The 21,406-nt window shown below is 63.9% G+C and carries 18 protein-coding genes and 1 tRNA gene; 5 read left to right on the top strand and 14 right to left on the bottom strand.

Going from position 1 to position 21,406, the window contains the following annotated elements; translation table 11 throughout:
* Positions 1 to 49: 49 nt before the first annotated feature.
* The 4 genes from K3163_RS03275 to K3163_RS03290 all read right to left on the bottom strand — a co-directional run bounded on the left by K3163_RS03275 (position 50) and on the right by K3163_RS03290 (position 2,684).
* Entirely contained in the window at positions 50 to 538 is a 489-nt protein-coding gene (locus K3163_RS03275) for a DUF2721 domain-containing protein (RefSeq protein ID WP_221552217.1), read from the bottom strand.
* A complete protein-coding gene (gene der, locus K3163_RS03280; RefSeq protein ID WP_221552219.1) occupies positions 531 to 1,970 on the bottom strand; it encodes a ribosome biogenesis GTPase Der in 1,440 nt (479 codons plus the stop codon). Before der ends, K3163_RS03275 begins: the two co-directional genes overlap by 8 nt.
* A 216-nt stretch (positions 1,971 to 2,186) precedes the next feature.
* Complete coding sequence (locus K3163_RS03285; RefSeq protein ID WP_221429221.1) at positions 2,187 to 2,471, bottom strand: DUF3297 family protein; 285 nt, start codon at positions 2,469 to 2,471, stop codon at positions 2,187 to 2,189.
* Between the two features lie 39 nt (positions 2,472 to 2,510).
* Positions 2,511 to 2,684, bottom strand: a complete 174-nt coding sequence (locus K3163_RS03290) for a hypothetical protein (RefSeq protein WP_221429220.1) — start codon at positions 2,682 to 2,684, stop codon at positions 2,511 to 2,513.
* Positions 2,685 to 2,842: 158 nt separating this feature from the next.
* Between K3163_RS03290 and K3163_RS03295 the strand changes: the two genes are divergently transcribed.
* Both K3163_RS03295 and tig read left to right on the top strand, forming a co-directional pair.
* Positions 2,843 to 2,927: transfer RNA gene (locus tag K3163_RS03295), tRNA-Leu, on the top strand.
* A gap of 59 nt (positions 2,928 to 2,986) precedes the next feature.
* Complete coding sequence (tig, locus tag K3163_RS03300) at positions 2,987 to 4,567, top strand: trigger factor (RefSeq protein ID WP_221552242.1); 1,581 nt, start codon at positions 2,987 to 2,989, stop codon at positions 4,565 to 4,567.
* 58 nt (positions 4,568 to 4,625) lie between these two features.
* Here the strand turns inward: tig and K3163_RS03305 are convergent, their stop codons facing one another.
* From K3163_RS03305 to K3163_RS03320, 4 genes are all read right to left on the bottom strand, one after another.
* A complete protein-coding gene (locus tag K3163_RS03305) occupies positions 4,626 to 5,990 on the bottom strand; it encodes a cation:proton antiporter (protein WP_345719694.1) in 1,365 nt (454 codons plus the stop codon).
* Positions 5,991 to 6,005: 15 nt separating this feature from the next.
* On the bottom strand, positions 6,006 to 7,484 hold the full coding sequence (locus K3163_RS03310) for an amidase (protein WP_221552250.1): 1,479 nt from the start codon (positions 7,482 to 7,484) through the stop codon (positions 6,006 to 6,008).
* Between the two features lie 43 nt (positions 7,485 to 7,527).
* On the bottom strand, positions 7,528 to 9,624 hold the full coding sequence (locus K3163_RS03315) for a TonB-dependent receptor plug domain-containing protein (RefSeq protein WP_221552252.1): 2,097 nt from the start codon (positions 9,622 to 9,624) through the stop codon (positions 7,528 to 7,530).
* A gap of 225 nt (positions 9,625 to 9,849) precedes the next feature.
* The gene (locus K3163_RS03320; protein WP_221552254.1) at positions 9,850 to 11,943 is read right to left on the bottom strand and encodes a TonB-dependent receptor plug domain-containing protein; all 2,094 of its coding nucleotides are present in this window, start codon (positions 11,941 to 11,943) and stop codon (positions 9,850 to 9,852) included.
* Between the two features lie 280 nt (positions 11,944 to 12,223).
* On the opposite strand from K3163_RS03320, the gene K3163_RS03325 reads away from it, so the two are divergent.
* The 3 genes from K3163_RS03325 (at position 12,224) to clpX (ending at position 16,371) form a co-directional block, all read left to right on the top strand.
* Complete coding sequence (locus K3163_RS03325; protein WP_221552272.1) at positions 12,224 to 13,891, top strand: methyl-accepting chemotaxis protein; 1,668 nt, start codon at positions 12,224 to 12,226, stop codon at positions 13,889 to 13,891.
* A gap of 308 nt (positions 13,892 to 14,199) precedes the next feature.
* A complete protein-coding gene (locus tag K3163_RS03330) occupies positions 14,200 to 14,913 on the top strand; it encodes an ATP-dependent Clp protease proteolytic subunit (protein WP_221429213.1) in 714 nt (237 codons plus the stop codon).
* 201 nt (positions 14,914 to 15,114) lie between these two features.
* A complete protein-coding gene (gene clpX / locus K3163_RS03335) occupies positions 15,115 to 16,371 on the top strand; it encodes an ATP-dependent Clp protease ATP-binding subunit ClpX (protein ID WP_221429212.1) in 1,257 nt (418 codons plus the stop codon).
* A 174-nt stretch (positions 16,372 to 16,545) separates the two neighbouring features.
* On the opposite strand, the gene K3163_RS03340 is transcribed toward clpX, so the two are convergent.
* The 6 genes from K3163_RS03340 to rpoH all read right to left on the bottom strand — a co-directional run bounded on the left by K3163_RS03340 (position 16,546) and on the right by rpoH (position 21,309).
* Positions 16,546 to 17,118, bottom strand: a complete 573-nt coding sequence (locus K3163_RS03340; RefSeq protein WP_221552274.1) for a fasciclin domain-containing protein — start codon at positions 17,116 to 17,118, stop codon at positions 16,546 to 16,548.
* Between the two features lie 84 nt (positions 17,119 to 17,202).
* Positions 17,203 to 17,928 (bottom strand): anti-sigma factor, encoded by a 726-nt coding sequence (locus K3163_RS03345; protein ID WP_221552283.1) that lies wholly within the window; start codon positions 17,926 to 17,928, stop codon positions 17,203 to 17,205.
* Positions 17,925 to 18,494: a sigma-70 family RNA polymerase sigma factor gene (locus K3163_RS03350; protein ID WP_221552285.1), complete on the bottom strand. Its 570-nt coding sequence runs from the start codon at positions 18,492 to 18,494 to the stop codon at positions 17,925 to 17,927. The genes K3163_RS03345 and K3163_RS03350 overlap by 4 nt, the downstream gene beginning before the upstream one ends.
* A complete protein-coding gene (locus K3163_RS03355; RefSeq protein WP_221552287.1) occupies positions 18,494 to 19,432 on the bottom strand; it encodes a cation diffusion facilitator family transporter in 939 nt (312 codons plus the stop codon). Before K3163_RS03355 ends, K3163_RS03350 begins: the two co-directional genes overlap by 1 nt.
* Positions 19,433 to 19,615: 183 nt before the next feature.
* Positions 19,616 to 20,284: a monofunctional biosynthetic peptidoglycan transglycosylase gene (mtgA, locus tag K3163_RS03360; RefSeq protein WP_221552290.1), complete on the bottom strand. Its 669-nt coding sequence runs from the start codon at positions 20,282 to 20,284 to the stop codon at positions 19,616 to 19,618.
* A gap of 137 nt (positions 20,285 to 20,421) precedes the next feature.
* Positions 20,422 to 21,309, bottom strand: coding sequence for an RNA polymerase sigma factor RpoH (gene rpoH / locus K3163_RS03365; RefSeq protein ID WP_221429467.1), 888 nt, complete (start codon positions 21,307 to 21,309; stop codon positions 20,422 to 20,424).
* Positions 21,310 to 21,406: the final 97 nt, after the last annotated feature.

The following is a 21,406-nucleotide window of genomic DNA, read 5'->3' on the forward strand; positions in this document are numbered from 1 at the left end:
GATGCTGTTTTCTTTGGTTTCTAGCACCCGCGAGGCGAGTCGGCCAAATCTACGGGCCGTAGGTGCGTTCTTCCATTCGTTCGCGATTGCGCCGGGCCGCGACCCTCGTTTCGAGCAGGAAAGAGGCGAGACCGGCCATCAGCAGGCCCATGGTGATGAGCCACGTGAGGGCAACGAACGTCCCCAGGGGAGCCTTCACGAAAGCGCTCACGAACAGCAGCATGATCACGATGCTGATCGTGAATGCCGATGCCGTACTGAGCATCACGGCGCGCTGTGCGTGTACCCGGCGCTTCTCCAGCGCGGGGAGTTCGACGAGCAGCTCGCTTCCCTCGTCGCCGTCGCTCACCTTGAGGATCTTCTCGATCTTGTTGGCGACCCAGATCAGGCGGTTGGTCATGACGTTCATGACGGCGCCGATGCCTGCGAGCAGGAAGGCGGGTGCCATCGACAGCTGCACCACGTTCTGCACGCGGATCGAGGAGCTGGTTCGCTCCAGCAGCTCGATACCGGGGATGAGCAGCAGCGCGTCAGTCACGCCCCTCTCCGCCGGAGAACTTGCCGCCACCGCCGCGGTTAGAATCGTAGGGGTTCTTGGGGCTCTTCAGCACGACGCGCACGGGGACCGCATCGAAGCCGAGCTTGGCGCGGATGCCGTTCACAAGATAGCGTTCGTAGCTCTTGGGCAGATCGTCGAGGCGCGTGCCGAAGACCACGAAGCGCGGCGGGCGCGTGCTCGCCTGCGTGATGTAGCGCAGCTTGATCCGGCGGCCGCCGGGCGCGGGCGGCGGGTTGGCGGCCAGCGCATCGTCGAACCAGCGATTGAGCGCTGCGGTCGGAACGCGGCGGCTCCATGCCTCGCGGATCTCGAATGCGGCGGAGAGCATGGTGTCGATGCCCTTGCCCGTCTTTGCCGAGACCGCGAACAGCGGCACGCCGCGCACCTGGCTGAGGCCTTCGTTCAGCGCCTCGCGGATGCCGTTGAACAGCGACGACGCATTCTCTGCGATGTCCCACTTGTTGATCGCAACGATCAGCGCGCGGCCTTCTTCGAGGACCTGGCTGGCGATCTTGAGGTCCTGGTGTTCGAGGCCCTTGGTCGCATCGAGCAGCAGCACCACGACTTCGGCGAAGTCGATCGCGCGGCGTGCATCGGCGACCGAGAGCTTCTCCAGCTTCTCGGTGACCTTGGCGCGCTTGCGCATGCCGGCGGTGTCGATCAGGCGGATCTGGCGCATCTCGTCGGTCTTGGGATCGTGCCATTCCCAGTCGACGGCGATGCTGTCGCGCGTGATCCCGGCCTCGGGGCCGGTCAGCAGGCGGTCTTCGCCCAGCATGCGGTTGATCAGCGTCGACTTGCCCGCATTGGGGCGTCCGACGATGGCGAGCTTGAGCGGGCCGGAGAGGTCTTCCTCGTCCTGCTCCGCCTCGATCTCGGCGGCTTTCTCTGCTGCTTCGGCCTTGGCGCCGATGATCGGCCAGAGACCCGTGAACAGGTCGGCGATGCCTTCCCCATGCTCTGCCGACACGCCGAGAGGTTCGCCCAGCCCGAGACTGTAGCTTTCGAGGATGCCGGCTTCGGCCGCCTTGCCTTCCGCCTTGTTCGCGACGAGCACCACGGGCACTTCCTCCGAGCGCAGCCAGCGGGCGATCTCTTCGTCGAGCGGGGTGAGGCCGGCGCGCGCGTCAATCACGAACAGCGCGGCATCTGCGCCCTCGAGGCTGACTTCGGTCTGCTTGCGCATCCGGCCCGGCAGGCTTTCCGCGTCCTCGTCTTCCCAGCCAGCGGTATCGACCACTGTGAATTCGAGACCGGCAATCTCCGCATCGCCCATGCGGCGGTCACGCGTCACCCCCGGCTGGTCGTCGACCAGCGCGAGCTTCTTGCCGACGAGCCGGTTGAACAGCGTCGACTTGCCGACGTTGGGCCGGCCGATGATGATGACTGTGGGTTTCTGTGTTGCGCTCATGGTCTTGCCTTGCGGGCAGGTGGGCGATTGCCGGGGGTTTGGCAAGGCCGGGAGGGTGTTCCAACAGCTTGGAACGGATGGAACACGGTCCTGGAAAGAAAAACGCCGCCGCGCGAATTTGGGGCGCAGGCGGCGGTTTTCAACGGTTTCCGGCGGGAGACAGTCGGCATCTTCATGCCCCCTGCCATCGCGCGGCCCCTGTAGGAAAGGGCCGGGTCAGTCGGCCTTCGCGACCGGCGGATTGTCGCCGAGGTCTTCGAACCAGGCCTCGACGGGACCGTTGAGCTTCAGGGTGAGCGGGTTGCCCTTGCGGTCGACGGTCTTGCCCGCCTGCACGCGCACCCAGCCTTCGGGGATGTTGTATTCCTCGATATCGGTGCGGGTCCGACCCTTGAACTTGATGCCCACGCCGCGCTGGAGCACGTCGACGTCGAAATGCTCGCTCTTCGGGTTCACCGAGAGGTGCAGGGGCGGGGTCTGGGCTTTGGTTTCTTCGGTCATGGCGCGCGCCTGTAATGTGCGCGGGGCGGCGCGGCAAGATCAATCGGGCGGCGGCGGTGTTTCGAGCGGCGAGGGGCCGGGTTCGTCGAAATCGGGCGGCGTCGGCTCGATCGAAGGCGGCTCTTCCATCGGAGCCTCGTTCGGCTGCGGATCCGGCGGCATTTCCGGCGGCGCACCGGGGTTTATCGTGTCTGGGTCGGGCTGCGTCGCCATGTCAAAATCCTTCGCTGGGGCGCTGGAATAAACAGACTATCATATTTGCCGGTTCCATTCCTCTCCCTCCCGCTTGCCCTTTTGGTCGCATCCTACTAGAGGCACGCGCCTATATGCGCGGCGTACCCACGTTGGCGCACAGCCTCGCTTTGCGGTTTGCGGGCGTGGCGGAATTGGTAGACGCGCTGGTTTTAGGTACCAGTATCGAAAGATGTGGGGGTTCGAGTCCCTTCGCCCGCACCAGTTTCGCCCTCTTGCAGGCCTCTCGCACAGACAGACAGTAAACCACGAGTTCCAACCCCATGCAGATCAAAGAAACCGCCAACGAAGGCCTCAAGCGCGCCTACGCGATCACCATCAAGGCCAAGGAAATCGACGATCGCGTCGATTCGGAGATCAAGAAGATCGCCCCGCAGGTGAAGATGCCCGGCTTCCGCCCCGGCAAGGTCCCGGCGAACCTCGTACGCAAGATGCATGGCGAACAGCTTCACGCACAGGCCGTGAACGACATGATTCGCGAATCGGTCGACAAGACCATGGCCGACAACAAGCTCAAGCCGGCGATGCAGCCGAAGGTCGAGCTGGGCGAAGGCTATGAGGAAGGCAAGGACGCCACCCTCACCGTGGAACTCGAAGTGCTGCCCGAAGTCGAGGCACCCTCGACCGACGACATCAAGATCGAACGCCTGACCGTTCCCGTCACCGACGAGGAAGTCATGGACGCGATCGGCAAGCTTGCCGAGAACAACAAGAGCTACAAGGACGCTGCCAAGACCAAGAAGGCAGCCGAAGGCGACCAGCTGATCATCGACTTCGTCGGCCGCGTTGACGGCGAGGAATTCGAAGGCGGCAAGGCCGAAGACGCAGCCCTCGTGCTCGGCTCGGGCATGTTCATCCCCGGCTTCGAAGACCAGCTCACCGGCGTAAAGACCGGCGACACCAAGACCATCGAGGTAACCTTCCCCGAAGATTACCAGGCGACGCATCTGGCCGGTAAGAAGGCCGAGTTCGACGTCACCGTGAAGAAGGTCCAGGTCGAAGGCGAGAGCAAGATCGACGACGACTTCGCCTCGAAGTTCGGCCTCGACGGTCTCGACAAGCTGAAGGAACTGCTGCGCGGCCAGCTCGAGCAGGAAACTGCCGGCCTTACCCGCACGCAGATGAAGCGCTCGCTGCTCGACCAGCTGGCTGCCGGCCACGACTTCGAAGTGCCGCAGGGCATGGTCGATGCCGAGTTCAGCCAGATCTGGACCCAGCTCCAGCAGGAAGCCGCTCGTTCGGAAAACCCAGAAGAGATGCTCAAGGAGATGGAAGCCGAGAAGGACGACTATCGCAACATCGCCGAGCGCCGCGTGCGCCTTGGCCTGCTGCTGTCGGAAATCGGCCAGGCGAACAACGTGCAGGTCACGCCGAACGAGATGAGCATGCTCATCCAGCAGGCCGCCCAGCAGTATCGCCCGGAAGACCGTGAACGGTTCATGCAGTACATCCAGGACGAGCCGATGGCTGCCGCCCAGCTGCGCGCTCCGCTCTATGAAGACAAGGTCGTCGACTTCCTCTTCGACAAGGCCGAGATCACCGACCGCGAAGTGACGCGCGAGGAACTCGAAGCCGCTATCGAAGCCGACGAGACCGAGGAAACCAAGAAGCCCGCCAAGAAGAAGGCGCCGGCGAAGAAGAAGGCTCCGGCCAAGAAGGCAGCCGCCAAGAAGTCCGACGACAAGAAGGACGAGAAGAAGCCTGCTGCCAAGAAGGCTCCGGCGAAGAAGGCCCCGGCCAAGAAGGCTGCCGCCAAGAAGGACGAGGGCGAGAAGAAGCCCGCAGCCAAGAAGGCACCTGCCAAGAAGAAGGCTCCGGCCAAGAAGGCCGCTGCCAAGAAGTAATCTTCGCGCAGTTTGACGCTATCGAAGGGGCGGCGGGAGCGATCCTGCCGCCCTTTTGCTATTCCGGTTTCGAGAAGGGTTCGATCGCCAGCCTGCGGTCATCTGGCGCGAGTCCGACCATTTCTTCGTCCTGACCCTCGTGGATGTGCGCGCGCCGCCTCTCCACATAGGCGATGAAGGGGCCAGCCACGATGCCGTGGACCACGATCGACAGCAGGATCGTGAAGCTGGCGGTGGCCCAGAGTATATCGAGGCCCTCGAAACTGGCATGGTTCTGCCCGTAGGCGAGGTAGTAGATCGAGCCCATCCCGCGAACGCCGAGGAAGGCGATCGCGAGCTTGCCGATCAGCGGCAGGTCGCACAGGCTTTCGGACAAGAGGCCGCCCAGCGGGCGGATCACGAAGATCAGCGCGATGCCGACCAGCGCGGCGGGCCAGGTCAGCGCATCGAGCACGCCGCTTGCCAGCATCGCGCCGAAGCCGAAGAGGACGGCGACCAGCACGATCTGCTCGATCTGGTCGATGAAGTGGTGGCTGAGCTTGTGATAGCGGCTGCGGTTCTCGCGCTGGCGTGCCGTTACCGCGCCGACGAACACGGCAAGGAAACCGTAGCCTTCGACCAGTTCCGCCAGCCCGTAGCCCAGCAACAGCGTGCCGAGCACGATCAGCCCCTCGCTGGTGGAATATTTCGGTTGCGCGGCGTCGTCCTCTTCCTCGATCTCCTTCATCGGCGCATCGGCCTCGCGCTCGAAGACGTACCATGCGCCTGCGCGGCCCACCGCCCAGCCGACTGCCACGCCCGCGACGATCCGCCACAGGAGGTCGAGCGCCGCCCATTCGAGCGTCCAGCTGCCCAGCGAGGTCATGCCGACAGCGGCAATAGCGAGATAGGTGAAGGGAAAGGCGAGCCCGTCGTTGATGCCGGCTTCGACAGTCAACGAGAAGCGCACGTCATGGCGCTGGTTCTCGCCCGGCGGGCCGACCTGGACGCTTCGCGCGAGCACGGGGTCGGTCGGCGCCAGCGCAGCGCCGAGGAGCAGCGCGCTCGCCACCGGCAGGCCGAGCGCCCAACATCCGAGGAAGGCCACCGCGGCGATCGTCAACGGCATGGCGATCACCAGCAGCGGCCATATCTGGCCCCAGTTCTTCCAGCTCACCGGACGATCGATCGCGATGCCTGCAGCCATCAGCGATGCGATGACGATGAATTCCGTAATGTATTCGAGCGCGAGCGCGTCGAAGCCGTCGAGCGAGGGATTGATGTTGGGCAGCCCGAGAGGCAGCGAATAGAGGACAAACCCGGCCGCGACATAGACGATCGGCAGCGACAGCCAGAAGCGGGCGAGCCTCTTCTCGAGCGAAACCGCCAGCGTCAGGCCCAGCCCGAAGATGACGAACATCAGGATGCGCGGTTCGAACTCCACGGTCCCCTAATCCTGTCAGCGCGCCGCCGGTTCCCACGGGCCGAACCGGGGTTCGGGCAGCGTGGCGCTGCGCACGCGTTCATAGGCCGCGCCCAGCTGCAGCACTTCGAAGTCCGCCCATTTGGCGCCGAACAGGCTGATGCCGACAGGCAGGCCTTCGATATCGCCCATCGGCACGGTCAGGTGCGGATAACCCGCGATCGCGGCGGGAGAGCCGAACCCGATCCGCCCGTTGAAATTGTCACCATTGACGAGGTCCGTGGTCCAGGAGGGGCCGCGCGTTGGCGCTACGAGGAAAGTGACCTGGTGCTCTGTCATCAGCGCATCGAGCGTCTCCTCGCCCGCTATGCGAACGGCATCTGCCTTCGCGCTCTCATAGGCCTCGCGGTCGGTCGAGCTTTCGGCGAGTTCGAACAGGTCCTGCCCGAACCAGCGCATCTCGGCTTCGGCATTCTCTTCATTGAAGGCGATGAGGTCGGCGAGGCTGCGCGGCATGTTCTCGCCCGGCAGGCTGGCGAGATACTTGTCCATTTCCTCGCGCAACTCGAACATGAGCACAGCGAAGCTGTCGCCATACATCTCGTTATTGGGATCGAACTCGATATCGACCAGCACGGCGCCGGCAGCTTCGAGATCGGCGAGCGCGGTATCGAACACCTGCGTCAGGTCCTCGCGGTTGCCGACCTGGTTGCGCATGACGCCTATGCGCACGCCTTCGAGCGAGAAGTTCTCGAGCCCCGTGTGATAATCGGCGCGCCGCGGCACGCCCACGGTCGCCGCGTCAGCCTCGTCTTCCGAGGCGATTGCCGAGAGCAGCAGGGCGGCATCGGCAACATTGCGCGTCATCGGGCCGGCGGTGTCCTGCGTGCTTGAAATCGGCACGACATGCGTCCGGCTGACCAGCCCGACGCTCGGCTTGAAGCCGACGACGCCGTTGATGCTGGCGGGACAGGTGATCGATCCGTTGGTCTCGGTGCCGATGGCCGCCCACGCGAGACCGGCTGCCACGGCCGCGCCGCTGCCGCTCGACGAACCGCAACTGTTACGGTCGGTGGCGTGCGGGTTGCGGGTGAGCCCGCCCACCGCGCTCCACCCGCTGGTCGAGGAATTGTCGCGGATGTTTGCCCATTCGGAGAGGTTGGTCTTGCCGAGGACCACGCCGCCATTCGCGCGCAGAGCGGCGATCAGCGGCGCGTCGCGGCCGGTGAGATTCTCCGCGAGCGCGAGAGAACCCGCCGTCGTCGGCAATTCGGCGGTCTCGATATTGTCCTTCACCAGCACCGTACGCCCGGCGAGCGTGAGGCCGGCCGCTTCCGCTTCGCCAGCCTCGCGCGGGGCATCCGGATTCACCGAGATGACCGCGTTGAGCTGCGGCCCCGCATCGTCGAGCGCTGCGATCCTGTCGAGATAGATGCGGGCATCCTCTTCGGCCTGCTGCGCGGCGGCTGGCGAGGCAATGAGGGCAAGGGCGAGCGCAAGGGTCCGGTGCTTCATGGCTCCGCAACCTGCCAGCGCGCGACGCGATTGCAAGCGCGCGCTAGAAATCCCCGCTGATCTGGAAGTTGAAGATGGGGCCGATGCGGCGGTCCATATACTCGCGGAAGGCCACCGGCGCGTCGGGCCGGTCGCCCTCGTAAACGGTGCGCTCGAAGTAATTGCGCGCTCCGAGGATATTGCCCGCCGTCGCGCGCACGGTCAGCCCGAAGACGTCCTTGTGCTCGGCGAAGAGCCAGGCAAATGTCGGGCCTTCCCAGCCGCGGCCGACCTCGTAGCGGCGCGAATATCCGGCCGGGTTGAAGGTGTTGATGCCGCTGCCCACCGCCCAGTCGCTGTCGGGAATGTCATAGCGGAAATCGACGTTGAGCCGGTCGATCAGGTCGTTCGAGAAAGGCCGGTCCTCGCCGGTGAAGGCGTCGGTCACGCTCATCCAGCGCTTCACGCCGTTGATGTCGAAACGCGCGCCCTTCCAGCCGATCGGGTCCATGTTGATTGTCGCGGTGAGTTCGAGATGCGTACGCGTCGCATCGCCGATATTGCCGCGTGCCTCGCCGCCATCGTCGAGCGGGAACCAGTCGATGAAATCCTCGAACCAGGCCTGCCTGGCGGTGAACTTGAGCGAACCCCATGCGCCGAGGCTCTTGTTCGCCTCCACATCGACTTCCCAGCTCTGCGGCGGGACGAGCGCATTGTTGCCGCCGTTCTGGTTGTCGTCATTGAGGTTCACGCTGCCGAGAAAGGCGCCGAAGGACAGCTGGCCGACCCGCCGCGCGCCGGTGATCGACACGTCGAAATCGTCCGCAGGCTTCCAGCTCAGCGCGAGCGATCCCTTGGGCCGCTGGAACGATCGGGCATTGGCAGCCGAGCCGGTCTGTTCGATTTTCGAATATTCGCCGCCCGCGATCGCCTGTAGAGAAAGTGTCGGGCTGAGCTGGGTCGAGAAGCTGAGCGTGCCTTCGTAGCGATCCTCGGTCACGCCGCCATTGCCGGCGGGAAAGGCGACCTGTTCGAACTCGCCATTGGGTTCGAGGATGGAGAGGCGCGAGCTACGGTCGAGCCGGTTGAAGGCCGCTTCGCCCGACAGCTGCCAGTCGGCGTTCCACATGTTCCAGCCGTATTCGAAACGGCCGATACGCTCGCCTTCGCCGTCGCGGCGCTCGAACCGCGATCCTTCGGCGGTGCTGCCGTCGTCGAATGTGTCGACGACCACGGCGGTCATATTGTCGCGCTGGTAGCGCTCGAGGCCGATCAGCTTGAGCGTGCCGGGGCCGAGCGGGAACTCGATATCGCCGCCGATCTCGTATCGCGGGCCGCGCTCGCGCACATGGGCATCACGCATTCTTACCGGTCCCACGAGCGGAAAGCCGGTCTCTGGCATGTCGCGGAAGATGAAGTCCTCGCCGTAGCTCAGGTTGAGATTGGCAAAGGCCCCGCCACCGAAGTCATAGGTGAAATTGGTCGCCAGCTTGGGATTGTCGAACCCGCCGGAGAACTTGGTCTGCTGTTCCTCGATCAGCGATCCGTCGGCAGCCGTGACCAGGATGGGTCCGTCGGCGCCGAAGCGGTTGTTGTCGTTTGAAAGCGAGACGGTGAAATCGAGCGGGCCGTCGCTGCCCGTCATCGATATCTCGCCGCCGAGGTAGCGCGCCTCTGTGTTGTAGGGTCGGAAGCCGGGTCGCCAGCTGAACTGGCCCGATGCGCCCTCGCTGGCATAGATGACATTGGCGATGAGGCCGGTGAGACCCGGGATGTCGAGCGAGTTGCCGTCGACCAGCTCGATACGGATAACGTCGCCGGCCGGGATGCGGGCGAGCTGGTCGCGGATCGTATCCGACTTGCTGGAAAAGCGCTCGCCATTGACGATGACGTTCTGGTCCGCCTGGCCGAGGCCGCGCTGGCCCTGGTCGTTGCCGCCCTTGATCGAGAACCCGGGAAGGCGCTGCACCATGTCGAGCGCGTTGCGGGGCGCGAACTGTTCGAAATAGGAAGGCTCGAAAACGCGCGCTCCCTCGGTGACGGGCTGCAATGGCACGTTGGGATCGCCGCTCGCCGCAGGGTCCTCCGCATTGGCTTGTGCGGGTGTCGACAGTGCACATGCAATGGCGAAAAGGCTGACGGTGTAGCGACGGTGACCCATAATCTCTCCTGCGATCCGAGCCTTCGCCTACATCTGTAGACGAAACGCCCAATCCGGCATCGACCGGGGGCGTTCGGATCACGACGAACGACTCGCTTCATCGACGAACGGCGAGATGGGTGGCGCTTCGAAACCTTACCCGACGGCACGGGAGGTGCTCGCCCGACGGGCAGTGAACTTATTGATTTATAGTGGATTCAGACGCCCGCTACTGCGGACTGGGCGTCAGAAGCTTCCGGCCACATTGAACCGGAAAATCGGCCCGATGCGCAGGTTCCGGTCCTCGGTGAACAGCACGATGCCCTCATCGCGCGGACCGTCGTAAACGGTCCGGAAGAAGCGTTCGCGCCCGCCGAAGATGTTCGATGCGCTGAGGTTTACCGTCAGGCCGAAGATGTCCTTGTGTTCGATGAAAGCGCTTACGAGCACCGGGCCTTCCCATTCGCGCGAGACCTCCGACAGGCGGAAGCGCGGACGGATGCGGTTGTACTGGAGGCCGCCACCCCAGGCGAAGTCGCTACCGGGAATATCGTGGCGCAGGTCGATCTCGGCCTCGCGATCGGCGCGGCCCGAGAAGTCGCGCAGGAGACCGGTCACAGGGTCGGCAACCTCGCCTTCCTCATATTCGAGACGCACGTCGAGCTGCGCGCCGTTCCAGCCGAGATTGTCGAGCCGCAGGGTCGTCGACCATTCGATTTCGGTGCGCCGGGCCTTGTCGATATTGCCATTGGCCTCGCCGCCACCGGCAAGCGGGATGAGGTCGACATAGTCCTCGATCCAGCGCTGCTCGACCATCAGCGTGGTCGAACCCCAGTTGCCCAGGACCTTGGCGACCTCGAGCGTGATCTCCCAGGTCTGCGAGGGCACCAGCTCGTTATTGCCCGCGTTCTCGTTGTCCTGGTCGAGCGCGACGCTGGCGAGGAAATCGCCGAAGTCGAGCTGGCCGACACGCCTCTCGGCAGCGAGCGAGATGTCGAGGCCTTCTTCAGGTTGCCAGGCCAGCGAGGCGGTTCCCTTGGGGCGCTGGAAGCTGCGCGAATTGGCGCCGAAACCGGTCTGGCGGATGTTCGAGTATTCACCGCCTACCGATGCCTGCAGCACCAGCCGGTTTGTCAGCGGGCGCGTGAAGGTGAGCACGCCCTCGTAGCGGTCTTCCTTCACCCCGCCCGAACCGCCGGGGAAGGGGATCTCGACGAAATCGCCCTGGTCATCGAGCGTGAACAGGCCGGAGACGCGCTCGAGCCGGTTGAAGGCTGCCTCGCCCGCCAGCTGCCATTCGCCGCCCAGCATGGGCCAGTTGTATTCAAAGCGCCCGATCCGCTCGCCCGATCCGCCTTCCGATGCAAAGCGGCTGCCGACGGCAAGCGAGCCGTCGTCTGGCGTGTCGATCACGGTGGCCGAAGAGACGTCGCCGTCCCACGCCTCGAGCCCGATCAGCTTCAGCCGTCCCGGGCCGAGCGGGAAGGTGAGGTCGGCGCTGATCTCGTACTCCGGCGCGCCGCCATCGCGGGCGTTGAAGCGTGTGATCACGCTGTCGTCGGGGAAGAAGCGCAGCTCGTCCTCGAGCCTGTCGAAATATGTGCGGGCAAGGAAGGCGTTGACGTTGGCCGTCGTCCCGCCGCCGAAATCGTAACGCAGTGCGCCGCTGACGCGCGGTTCGTCGAAGGCTCCGGTGAAGATGGTCTCCTGCCGCTCGATCACGTTGCCGTCAGCATCGCGGAAGACCGTCGGGCCGGTGGAGCCGAAGCGGTTGTTGTTGTTCTCGATGGCGAAGGTGAAGCCCAGATTGCCGGTGGTGCCCGAGATCGAGACCTCGCCGCCGTACCATTCGGGATCGACTTCGGTGGTGCGCACCGCGCCTTCCCAGATGAACTGGCCCGACAGACCGCCGGCTTCCACGATGACATTGGCAACGAGGCCGACGAGACCGGGCACATCGAGCGTCGCGCCCTCGACCAGCTCGATGCGGCGCACCTTGTCGGCCGGGATGCGGCGCAGTTGGTCGCTTACGCTGTCGGACTTGGACGTGAGGCGCGCGCCGTTGACGATGACATTGTCGCTCGCTTGGCCGAGCCCGCGGCCTCCGCCGCCTCCGCCGCCCGAGATCTGGAAACCCGGCAGCTGCTCGACCATGTCGAGCGCATTGCGCGGGGCGAACTGCGCGAAATACCCCGGCTCGAATACGCGCGCGCCCTTGGTCGCCTGCTCGGAAGATTCTTCCGCGGCAAGTGCGGGCTGCTCGTCCTGCGCGGACGCAAGCGTAGGTGCCGTGAGCGTCACGGCAGCGGCAATCCATCTCAATTCAAAGATTGTATTCACTCTTATCGTCAGTCCCGCCGCAGGCAGCTAATGGTGTGCTCGCGGCTGTTAAGAGACGCTCGACATATGCAAAACATGGCCCGACGAACCACGTTCCCGCCTTTGCAAAACCCGGCGTTAACCCTTTTCGCCTAAAGACGAAGGACGCGGTCCACCGGGGTGGGGACCGCAACCATTCGGACAAGGAGCGCTCCTTCGCGGGGGCGGGGTACGCACAATGTCTTTGGTGTCTAGAAATGAGAACGTTCCCAAGAAGGGTTTTGGTTTTCTTCAGAGCCTCGTGAGCGGATCTATCGGCAAACAGCTGCAGGGGCTCTTCATCCTCTGCGCAGCGCTCGTCGTGCTCTTGGGGGCCGCCGCTTCTTACGGCCTCTTGCAAGTGCAGGACCGCGCATCGCGCCAGCAGGACCTGACGCAGATCGTACTGCTGACGGCGAAGGTCTACACCGGTGTCTACGATGCACAGTCGAGCCTCGGGACTTATCTCGACAAGGGGCGCAACCTGTCCGATCTCGACGCGGCAGTCGCCAAGGCGCAGGCAGCGATCGACTACAACGAGCAACTGGCCGAAGTCGCCAGCGAAGTCGATCCGGCCTACCTGCCGAAGACCGACCAACTGCGCGCCGACCTCACCGGCTTCAAGACCAACATCGAGGTCCTTTACGAGACGCCTGACTACCAGATCGGCGAGGCCATCCGCCCGATTTTCGACTATGGCTATGCCGCCGGACAGCAGACCATCAGCGTGCGCGAACGGGCCGAGGAAAAGTTGGTCGCGGCAGGCGATACCTCGCTCGACACTATCCAGACGACGCTGACGTGGATGGCGGTGCTCGCGCTTGTCGCCATCGTCGCCGTCCTGCTCGGCCGCTACTTCGTGGCGCGGCGCGTGATCGCACCGATCCGCAACATCGCGGACACCAGCGCCCGGCTTGCCGAGGGGGCGAGCGATCTCGAGATTCCGGAAATCCACCGGCAGGACGAAATCGGGGAAATGGCCCGCGCGCTCGAATCGCTGCGTGTCATGCAGGATGCCGCGCGTCTCGATGCCGCCAACGAGCTCGAAAACCAGGTGGCCTCGAGGAAGGAGCGCGATCGCAATTTGGCGCAGGTCCAGGAACTTGCCGACGCGTTCGAGAGGCTGGTCGGCAATGTGGCGCAGGACGTCGCATCGGCCAGCGGTCAGCTCAAGGAGGTCGCACGCACCATGGCCGACAATGCCGAGGTGTCCTCGCAGCGCGTATCCAACGCATCGCGCCTGCTCGAAGAGACATCGAACGGCGTGACCAATGCGGCAGCGGCCAGCGACGAGTTCGTGATGTCGATCAGCGAGATCAGCCGCCAGGCCGCATCCAGCGCCGAGCGCGCCGGACAGGCAACCGAGGCAGCACAGCAGGCCGACCGCACGATCAGCGATCTCGACCAGATGGCCAACCACGTGGGCCAGGTCGTCGAAATGATCAGCCAGATCGCACAACGCACCAATTTGCTTGCGCTCAATGCGAGCATCGAGGCAGCACGCGGCGGCGAGGCCGGTCGCGGCTTCGCCGTTGTGGCGAGCGAAGTGAAGGAGCTTGCCGCCCAGACCGCCCGCGCAACCGAGGAAGTCGAGGCGCAGATCAAGATGATCCAGAATTCCTCGACCGCAAGCGCGGGGGCGCTGCGCCAGATTACCGATGAAGTCGGCAAGCTGGGCGTCACCTCGACATCGATTGCATCAGCGGTCGACCAGCAGGCGGTCGCGGGTCAGGAGCTGGCGCGCAATATCGATGCCGCCGCCCGCAATACCGAAGCGGTGAGCAGCGACATGACCGAGGTCAGCCGCATGGCAACCGCAACGGGTGCGGCGGCGAGCCAGGTTCTGTCGGGGTGCACCTCGCTCGAACAGCAGGCCGAAATGCTGCGCGAACAGGTCGGCGAATTTCTCGCCCATGTCCGAGCCGCCTGATCCTGGCAAATGATCTTGCGGGAAGGATAGCAGCCGAGAATTGCACAGCGGCGCGCTGAACGCCGAGGGAAAGCATCTCGCCATGGTCAACAATGCCCATCCCTTGGTCCCCGAAAGCAGGTTGTAGGCCGGTTTCCGCCTGATGTGGCACGGTCTTTCGGCCGAGGCGCTGCACGGCTTCCTGTGCGAACTTGAGGCCCGTCACGAGGCGGAACGGGGAAAAGCGTTGCCAACGCAGGGTTAACCCCCTTGAACATCGCGATGACGATGGCGACATAGGCGCTCGATATTTTCACGGAAGGATGTTCATGATCGACCTGTTCGGAAGCGACGCACACGCAAGCCAGGGCCAGTTTACCCGCGACCCCGTCACCGGGGCACTGGTGCCCACCGTGGTCGAACAGTCGAGCCGCGGCGAACGCGCCTTCGACATTTTCAGCCGCCTGCTGCGCGAGCGCATCGTCTTCGTCACCGGTCAGGTGGAAGACAACATGGCCTCGCTGATCGTGGCGCAGCTGCTGTTCCTCGAGAGCGAAAACCCCTCGAAGCCGATCAGCATGTACATCAACTCGCCGGGCGGCGTGGTGACTGCCGGCATGGCGATCCACGACACCATGCAGTACATCAAGCCGCGCGTCTCGACCGTCTGCATCGGCCAGGCCGCCTCGATGGGCAGCTTCCTGCTCGCAGCAGGTGAGCCGGGCATGCGTATCGCGCTGCCCAATGCCCGCATCATGGTCCACCAGCCTTCGGGCGGTGCCCGCGGCATGGCCTCGGACATCGAGATCCAGGCACGCGAAATCCTCCGCATTCGCAAGCGGATGAACGACCTTTATGTTCAGTACACCGGCAAGAGCCTCTCCGAGATCGAGAAGGCGATGGACCGCGACACCTTCCTCGAGGCCGAGGAAGCAATGAAGTTCGGCATCGTCGACAAGGTGTTCGAAGCACGTCCCGAGAACGAGGGCGACGATGAACCGGTCAAGGACGAGGACAAGGGTTCGGGCGGCGCGCCCGAGTAATCTGCGGATTAATCCTTGCTTCTGAGCGCCTTGGGAGTGTCCCGGGGCAGGACTGTTGCAAATTTGTGCTGGAAATTGGCCAATCCCCTGTCTTCAGCTTATGGCAAGGGGTTGGTGGTAGTCAGTTATTGACCCATCCCGTGACCGGCCTAGAGTCGGCGAATCCCCTGATTTACGGGATGTCGCGGGACAGAGCAGGAAATGACCAAGTTGAGCGGAACCGATAGCAAATCCACGCTGTACTGCAGCTTCTGCGGCAAGTCGCAGCACGAGGTGCGCAAGCTGATTGCGGGCCCGACCGTTTTCATCTGCGATGAATGCGTCGAGCTGTGCAACGACATCATCCGCGAAGAAACCAAGGCCGGCATCTCGGGCAAGAAGGACGGCGACGTCCCGACCCCGTCGGAAATCTTCGAAACGCTGAATGACTACGTGATCGGCCAGGACCGCGCCAAGCGTGTCCTCTCGGTCGCGGTGCACAACCACTACAAGCGTCTCAAGCACGGCGGCAAGGCTGGCGACGTCGAACTCGCCAAGTCGAACATCCTGCTCGTCGGCCCGACCGGCTGCGGCAAGACGCTGCTGGCACAGACGCTGGCGCGCACCTTCGACGTGCCCTTCACCATGGCCGACGCTACCACGCTGACCGAAGCCGGTTACGTGGGCGAGGACGTGGAGAACATCATCCTCAAGCTGCTCCAGGCATCCGACTACAATGTCGAGAAGGCGCAGCACGGCATCGTCTACATCGACGAGATCGACAAGATCACCCGCAAGGCCGAAAACCCCTCGATCACGCGCGACGTGTCGGGTGAGGGCGTCCAGCAGGCCCTCCTGAAGCTGATGGAAGGCACCACCGCCAGCGTTCCGCCGCAGGGCGGCCGCAAGCATCCGCAGCAGGAATTCCTGCAGGTCGACACCACGAACATCCTGTTCATCTGTGGCGGCGCATTCGCGGGTCTGGAAAAGATCATTGCCGACCGCCTGCAGAAGCGTTCGATCGGCTTCGGCGCGCATGTCGCCGATCCGGACAAGCGCCGCGTTGGCGAACTGCTCGAGAAGGGCGAACCGGAGGATCTCCTCAAGTTCGGCCTGATCCCCGAATTCGTCGGCCGTCTCCCGGTCATCGCCACGCTGCGCGATCTCGACACCGATGCGCTGATCACCATCCTGACCGAACCGAAGAACGCGCTGTGCAAGCAGTATGCGAAGCTGTTCGAGCTGGAGAACGTGGAACTCACCTTCCAGCAGGACGCGCTGCAGAAGATCGCCGAGAAGGCTATCGCCCGTAAGACGGGTGCCCGCGGCCTGCGTTCGATCGTCGAAGGCATCCTGCTCGACACGATGTTCGACCTGCCGGACATGGACGGCGTCACCGAGATCGTGATCGATGCCGATGTCGTCGAAGGCAAGAAGGACCCGATCCAGGTCCACGGTCCCAAGGAAGAAGCGGCCTAAGCGCCAGCTTCACATCCAATTCGAGAAAACGCCGCGCGGTCCCGGGACTGCGCGGCGTTTTCCTTTTCGGGCAGGGCAAAAAAGCCCCGCCATGCCGATGGGGTTGGCATGACGGGGCTAGGGTGCGCCGCTCCACGAGGGGAAGCTCGGGCGACGCGGTAGGAGGGCCATGGGTTAGCCCGGGAGGAATACGCCGTTGGTTACGTGGATGACGCCATTTGCGGTGTTCACATCGGCCATGGTGACCGTGCTGGTGCGGTTGGCGCCATCGGTGATGACGATGTTGTTGTCGCCCGAGAAGCTGGCGGTGAGCTCCTCACCGGCCACCGTCTTGAAGCTGTAGGTGCCGCCGTGACGCTTGATCGCTGCCGAGAGAGCCGATGCGGGCACGCGGCCGCTGACGACGTGATAGGTCAGCACGTTCTGCAACTGGCCCTTGTTCTGCGGCTGGAGCAGCGTGCTCACGGTGCCGTCGGGCAGGGCTGCGAAGGCATCGTCGGTCGGTGCGAAGACCGTGAAGGGGCCCGGCGAGGAAAGAGTGTCGACGAGATCGGCGGCTTTCACGGCTGCCACGAGCGTTTCGTGGACGCCGGTGCCGACTGCGGTCTGGACGATGTTGGCCTGTGCCTTGGCGGGCTTCGAATTATGATGATGGGCAAGCGCCGGCGCGGTGCTGGCGAGGGCGAAACCGCCCATCGCGAGGACGCTGGCTGCGGCGGCTGCGCGAAGCTTGGTGGAAATGGTCATTGGTGTAACTCCTCTTCTCACTAGGCCCCGTCCTGCCTGTGAATGGAGTTACGAAAGCGCCGCCGGAGCGGATGCAAATTTTTTTCAGATGACCTGCATACGCCCTTCGGCGACCACCGGTCCGGCATCGACGCCTTCCGGTTTTCCGCCCAGCGGTTCGCGCGTCAGGAGCAGCGCCGAACCATCGGCGAATTCGGAGGCGACAGCTGCATCGAGAGTAACGCGGCGTTCCACGCCCGGCTCGATCACACCGAGCGAGAGCAGCGGCGTGTCCTCGCTCTGGGGCACCAGCCACAATTCGTGGTCGTGCACACCGTCGGCCGTCAGCCCGCTCGCAGAGACCAGCAGCTCCTGCCGTTCGGGAAGGTAGGTGACCGCGAGCCGCAGCTGCGTGTCACCGATCGGGATCGAGGCGGCAAGCGGTGCTTCGACCGGCTCTTGCGGGACAGGCGCGATGGCCTGTTGCGCGGGGCTGAGGACCAGCAGTGCGACCGCGGCAACGGCAGCTGCCGCGGCAGAGCCTGCTGCAATCTTCCAGCGCCTCAGGCGCGCGGTCAGCGAGACGATCTCGGCGCTGTCGCCGGTGCTTTCCAGCTCGGCGGAAATACGCTCCCACACCTCGGCGCGCGGCGTTTGCGGGTCGATCTGGTCGAGCAGCGGTGCCAGCCGGTCCTGCCAGAAGGCGACCTCTTGCGCGAAAGCGGCATCGGAGGCTTCGCGGCTGCGCGCGGCAAGCAGTTCCTCGCCTTCGAGCAGGCCGAGCGCATATTCCGCGGCCATCATGTCTTCGGGGGGAATATCGTCGCTCATTCACCCCTCTCCAGACATGTCTTGAGTTTCTGCAGGCCGCGGCGAACCCAGCTCTTCATCGTGCCGAGGGGCACGCCGCCCGCTTCGGCGATCTGGGCATAGGTGCGGCCTTCGAAGAACGCGGTGCGGATCGCATCGCGCGGCTTCTCGTCGAGCTTTTCAAGGCAGGTGTGGACCCGCGCGCTACGCTCGGCATCGATCATCATGTCCTCTGCGAGCGGCGCCTTGTCGGCGACCGGCGCGGCCTCGTCCTCGGGCACACTGCCGGCGCGCACCTTGCCCACGCGAAGGCGGTCCACCGCGCGGTTGCGCGCGAAGGTGGCGAGCCAGCTGATGGGGCTGGCCCGGGAAGGATCATAGCGGTCTGCGCGCCGCCAGAGGGTGATGTAGACGTCCTGCAAGGCGTCCTCTGCTTCTTTCTCGTCCTTCAAGATACGCAAGCAGATTCCGAAAAGTTTCGCCGAGGTCTTGCGATAGATTTCCTCGAGCGCCGAACGGTCTCCATCGGCCAGCCTTGCCATCGCCGCCTTGAGGCTTTCGCGTGCTTTCGCGCTGGCAGGTTGCATCAGCACCGGGTCCTGCAATGGATGCGCGACTGCTCGATCTGGATCGTCGCATGACCGATCCGGTGCTTTTGTTCCAGCTCGTCACCGACCTGCTTGAGGAAGGTATCTCCGGGATGTCCACCGGGCATGACGAGATGCGCCGTCAGTGCGGTCTCGGTCGTCGACATCGGCCAGATATGCAGCTCGTGGATCTCGCTCACTCCCTCGAGCCCGGCAAGGTAACTGCGGACACCGCTTTCGGAAATCCCCTTCGGTACGCCAAGCAGGCTCATGGCTACGCTATCCTTGAGCAGGCCCCAGGTTCCCCAGGCGATGACGGCAACGATCAGCAAGCTCACCAGCGGATCGATCCAGGTCGCGCCGGAAAAGAGGATCGCGACCCCTGCGATCACTACGCCGAGGCTGACCAGCGCATCGGCCGCCATGTGAAGGAAAGCGCCGCGGATATTGATGTCGTGTTCGCGCCCGCGCAGGAACAGGAGGGCCGTGCCGGTATTGATGACGATCCCGATCCCGGCGACGATCACCATCGTCGTTCCCTCGACCGGCGCGGGCTCGGCGATGCGGTGGAGCGTCTCGAAAGTGATCGCCCCGATGGCAACCAGCAGCAGGCCCGCATTGGCGAGCGCTGCGAGGATGGTCGAGCTCTTGAACCCATAGGTGAAACGCTGGGTAGGCGGCTTCTTGGCGGCGACGCTGGCACCCCATGCCAGCAGCAGCGCCATCACGTCGGAAAGGTTGTGCCCGGCATCGGCGATCAGCGCCATCGAACCGGAAATCCAGCCGTAGACCGCTTCGACGACCACGAATACGGAATTGAGGATGACGCCGATCAGGAAGGCTTGGCCGAAGTCCTTCGGTGCATGGCTATGTCCATGCCCGTGTCCGTGCCCATCGTGATGGTCATGGTCGTGGTCGTGGCTGTGGCCCAGTCCCAATCAGGCTCTCCCCCTTCGCGCGATCCCGGTAGGCCGGTGTGACCAAAGCCGTGGCCGCAGGCAAGAAAAATCACGCAAAAACAGCATGATACGGAATAACAACCAATACATGATATAGTATCACAAGGGCTTGGCAAGTCCTAAGGTCATGAAACTGCGCTGCTTTTCCTCGGGGCCGCGCAACTACTCGTAAACGCAGGCGTCGAGACCGTCGCGCCCGACAACGCCGATGCGCGCTGCGATCGTCTGCCCGTGGCCGCGCAGCCAGCCGCGCGGATTGGTCACCGAACGTTTCTTGGGCAGCGGGAGTGCGGCGGCCATGCGTGCCGCTTCGAGCGGGCTGAGCGAGCTTGCGCTCTTGCCGTAATATCTCTGCGCCCCTGCCTCTGCACCGTAAGTCCCTATCCCCGTCTCGGCGACGTTGAGATAGACCTCCATGATCCGGCGCTTGCCCCAAATGTTCTCGATCAGCAGCGTGAAATAGGCCTCCATCGCCTTTCGCGGATATCCGCCGCCCTGCCACAGGAAGACGTTCTTGGCCGTCTGCTGGCTGATGGTGGAGCCGCCGCGGATGCGGCCGCCCTGGGCATTGCTCGCAATCGCCTTGGCGATGGCCTCTGCATCGAAACCGCTGTGTTCGCAGAACTTGCCATCTTCCGCAGCGATGACTGCCCTCACGAGGTCGCGGTCGATGTCGGAAAGCGGCTCCCAGTCCTTGGTGATGCCGTTCTCGTCCATCAGCATGGTCGCCGTGACGGGCACGGGCACGAACTTGAAGACGATCACCGACAGGATGCTGAGGGCGAAAATGCCCACGATGAACTTGAAGATGAAGATCCTGGCGCGGCGCATGATGCCAGCCTGTAGGATGCGGCGAGGCTGCAGGCAATCGATAGGCGGCGATCAGGCGCAGCCTTTGCCGCACATATAAGAAAGCCCGCGCCGTTTCGGGCGCGGGCTTGTCTCGCTGTTATCTGTTTGAAGCTGCCTCAGGCGACGCCCGGGAGCAGCCTTTCGCCGGCAATGCGCTGCATCGCCTTCTGGAGCTTCTCGAACGCGCGCACTTCGATCTGGCGGATGCGCTCGCGGCTGACGTTGTAGACCTGCGAAAGCTCTTCGAGCGTCTGCGGGCTCTCGGTCAGTCGGCGTTCGGTGAGGATGTGCTGCTCGCGCTCGTTCAAGGCGTCCATCGCCTCGACCAGCATTTCGTGACGCACTTCCTTTTCTTCGGCATCGGCAACGGTTTCGTCCTGCAGCGGACGATCGTCCGTCAGCCAGTCCATCCATTCGCCCGAGCCTTCTTCGCCATTGCGCATCGGCACGTTCAGCGAACCGTCGCCGCCCATCATCATCCGGCGGTTCATGTTGACCACTTCCTGCTCGGGCACGCCGAGGTCGGTTGCGATCTTGTTCACATCGTCCGGATGGAGGTCGGTGTCTTCATAGGCATCGAGGTTCTTCTTCATGCGGCGCAGGTTGAAGAACAGCTTCTTCTGCGCGGCGGTGGTGCCCATCTTCACTAGCGACCAGCTGCGTAGGATGTATTCCTGAATCGATGCCTTGATCCACCACATCGCATAGGTGGCGAGGCGGAAGCCGCGATCGGCTTCGAACTTCTTCACGCCCTGCATCAGGCCGACATTGCCTTCGGAAATGAGATCCGACACCGGCAGGCCGTAGCCGCGGTAACCCATGGCGATCTTCGCCACGAGACGCAGGTGCGAGGTAACGAGCTGCGCTGCAGCTTCGCTGTCCTCGTGCTCTTCGTAACGCTTGGCGAGCATGTATTCCTGCTCTTGCGTCAGCACGGGGAACTTCTTGATTTCGGAAAGATAGCGGTTGAGGCTCTGCTCACCGCCGAGCGCAGGCACGCTCATACTCTTGGAATTACTCACTCTAACCCTGACCTTTCTTTCGTCGACCTCGCTCGCCGGACCCCTGATGGGCATCCGGTCTTTCGGGCCACTTGGTTAC

It is taken from the genome of Qipengyuania xiapuensis (assembly GCF_019711395.1).
In the GTDB taxonomy this organism is placed as follows: Bacteria; Pseudomonadota; Alphaproteobacteria; order Sphingomonadales; family Sphingomonadaceae; genus Qipengyuania; species Qipengyuania xiapuensis.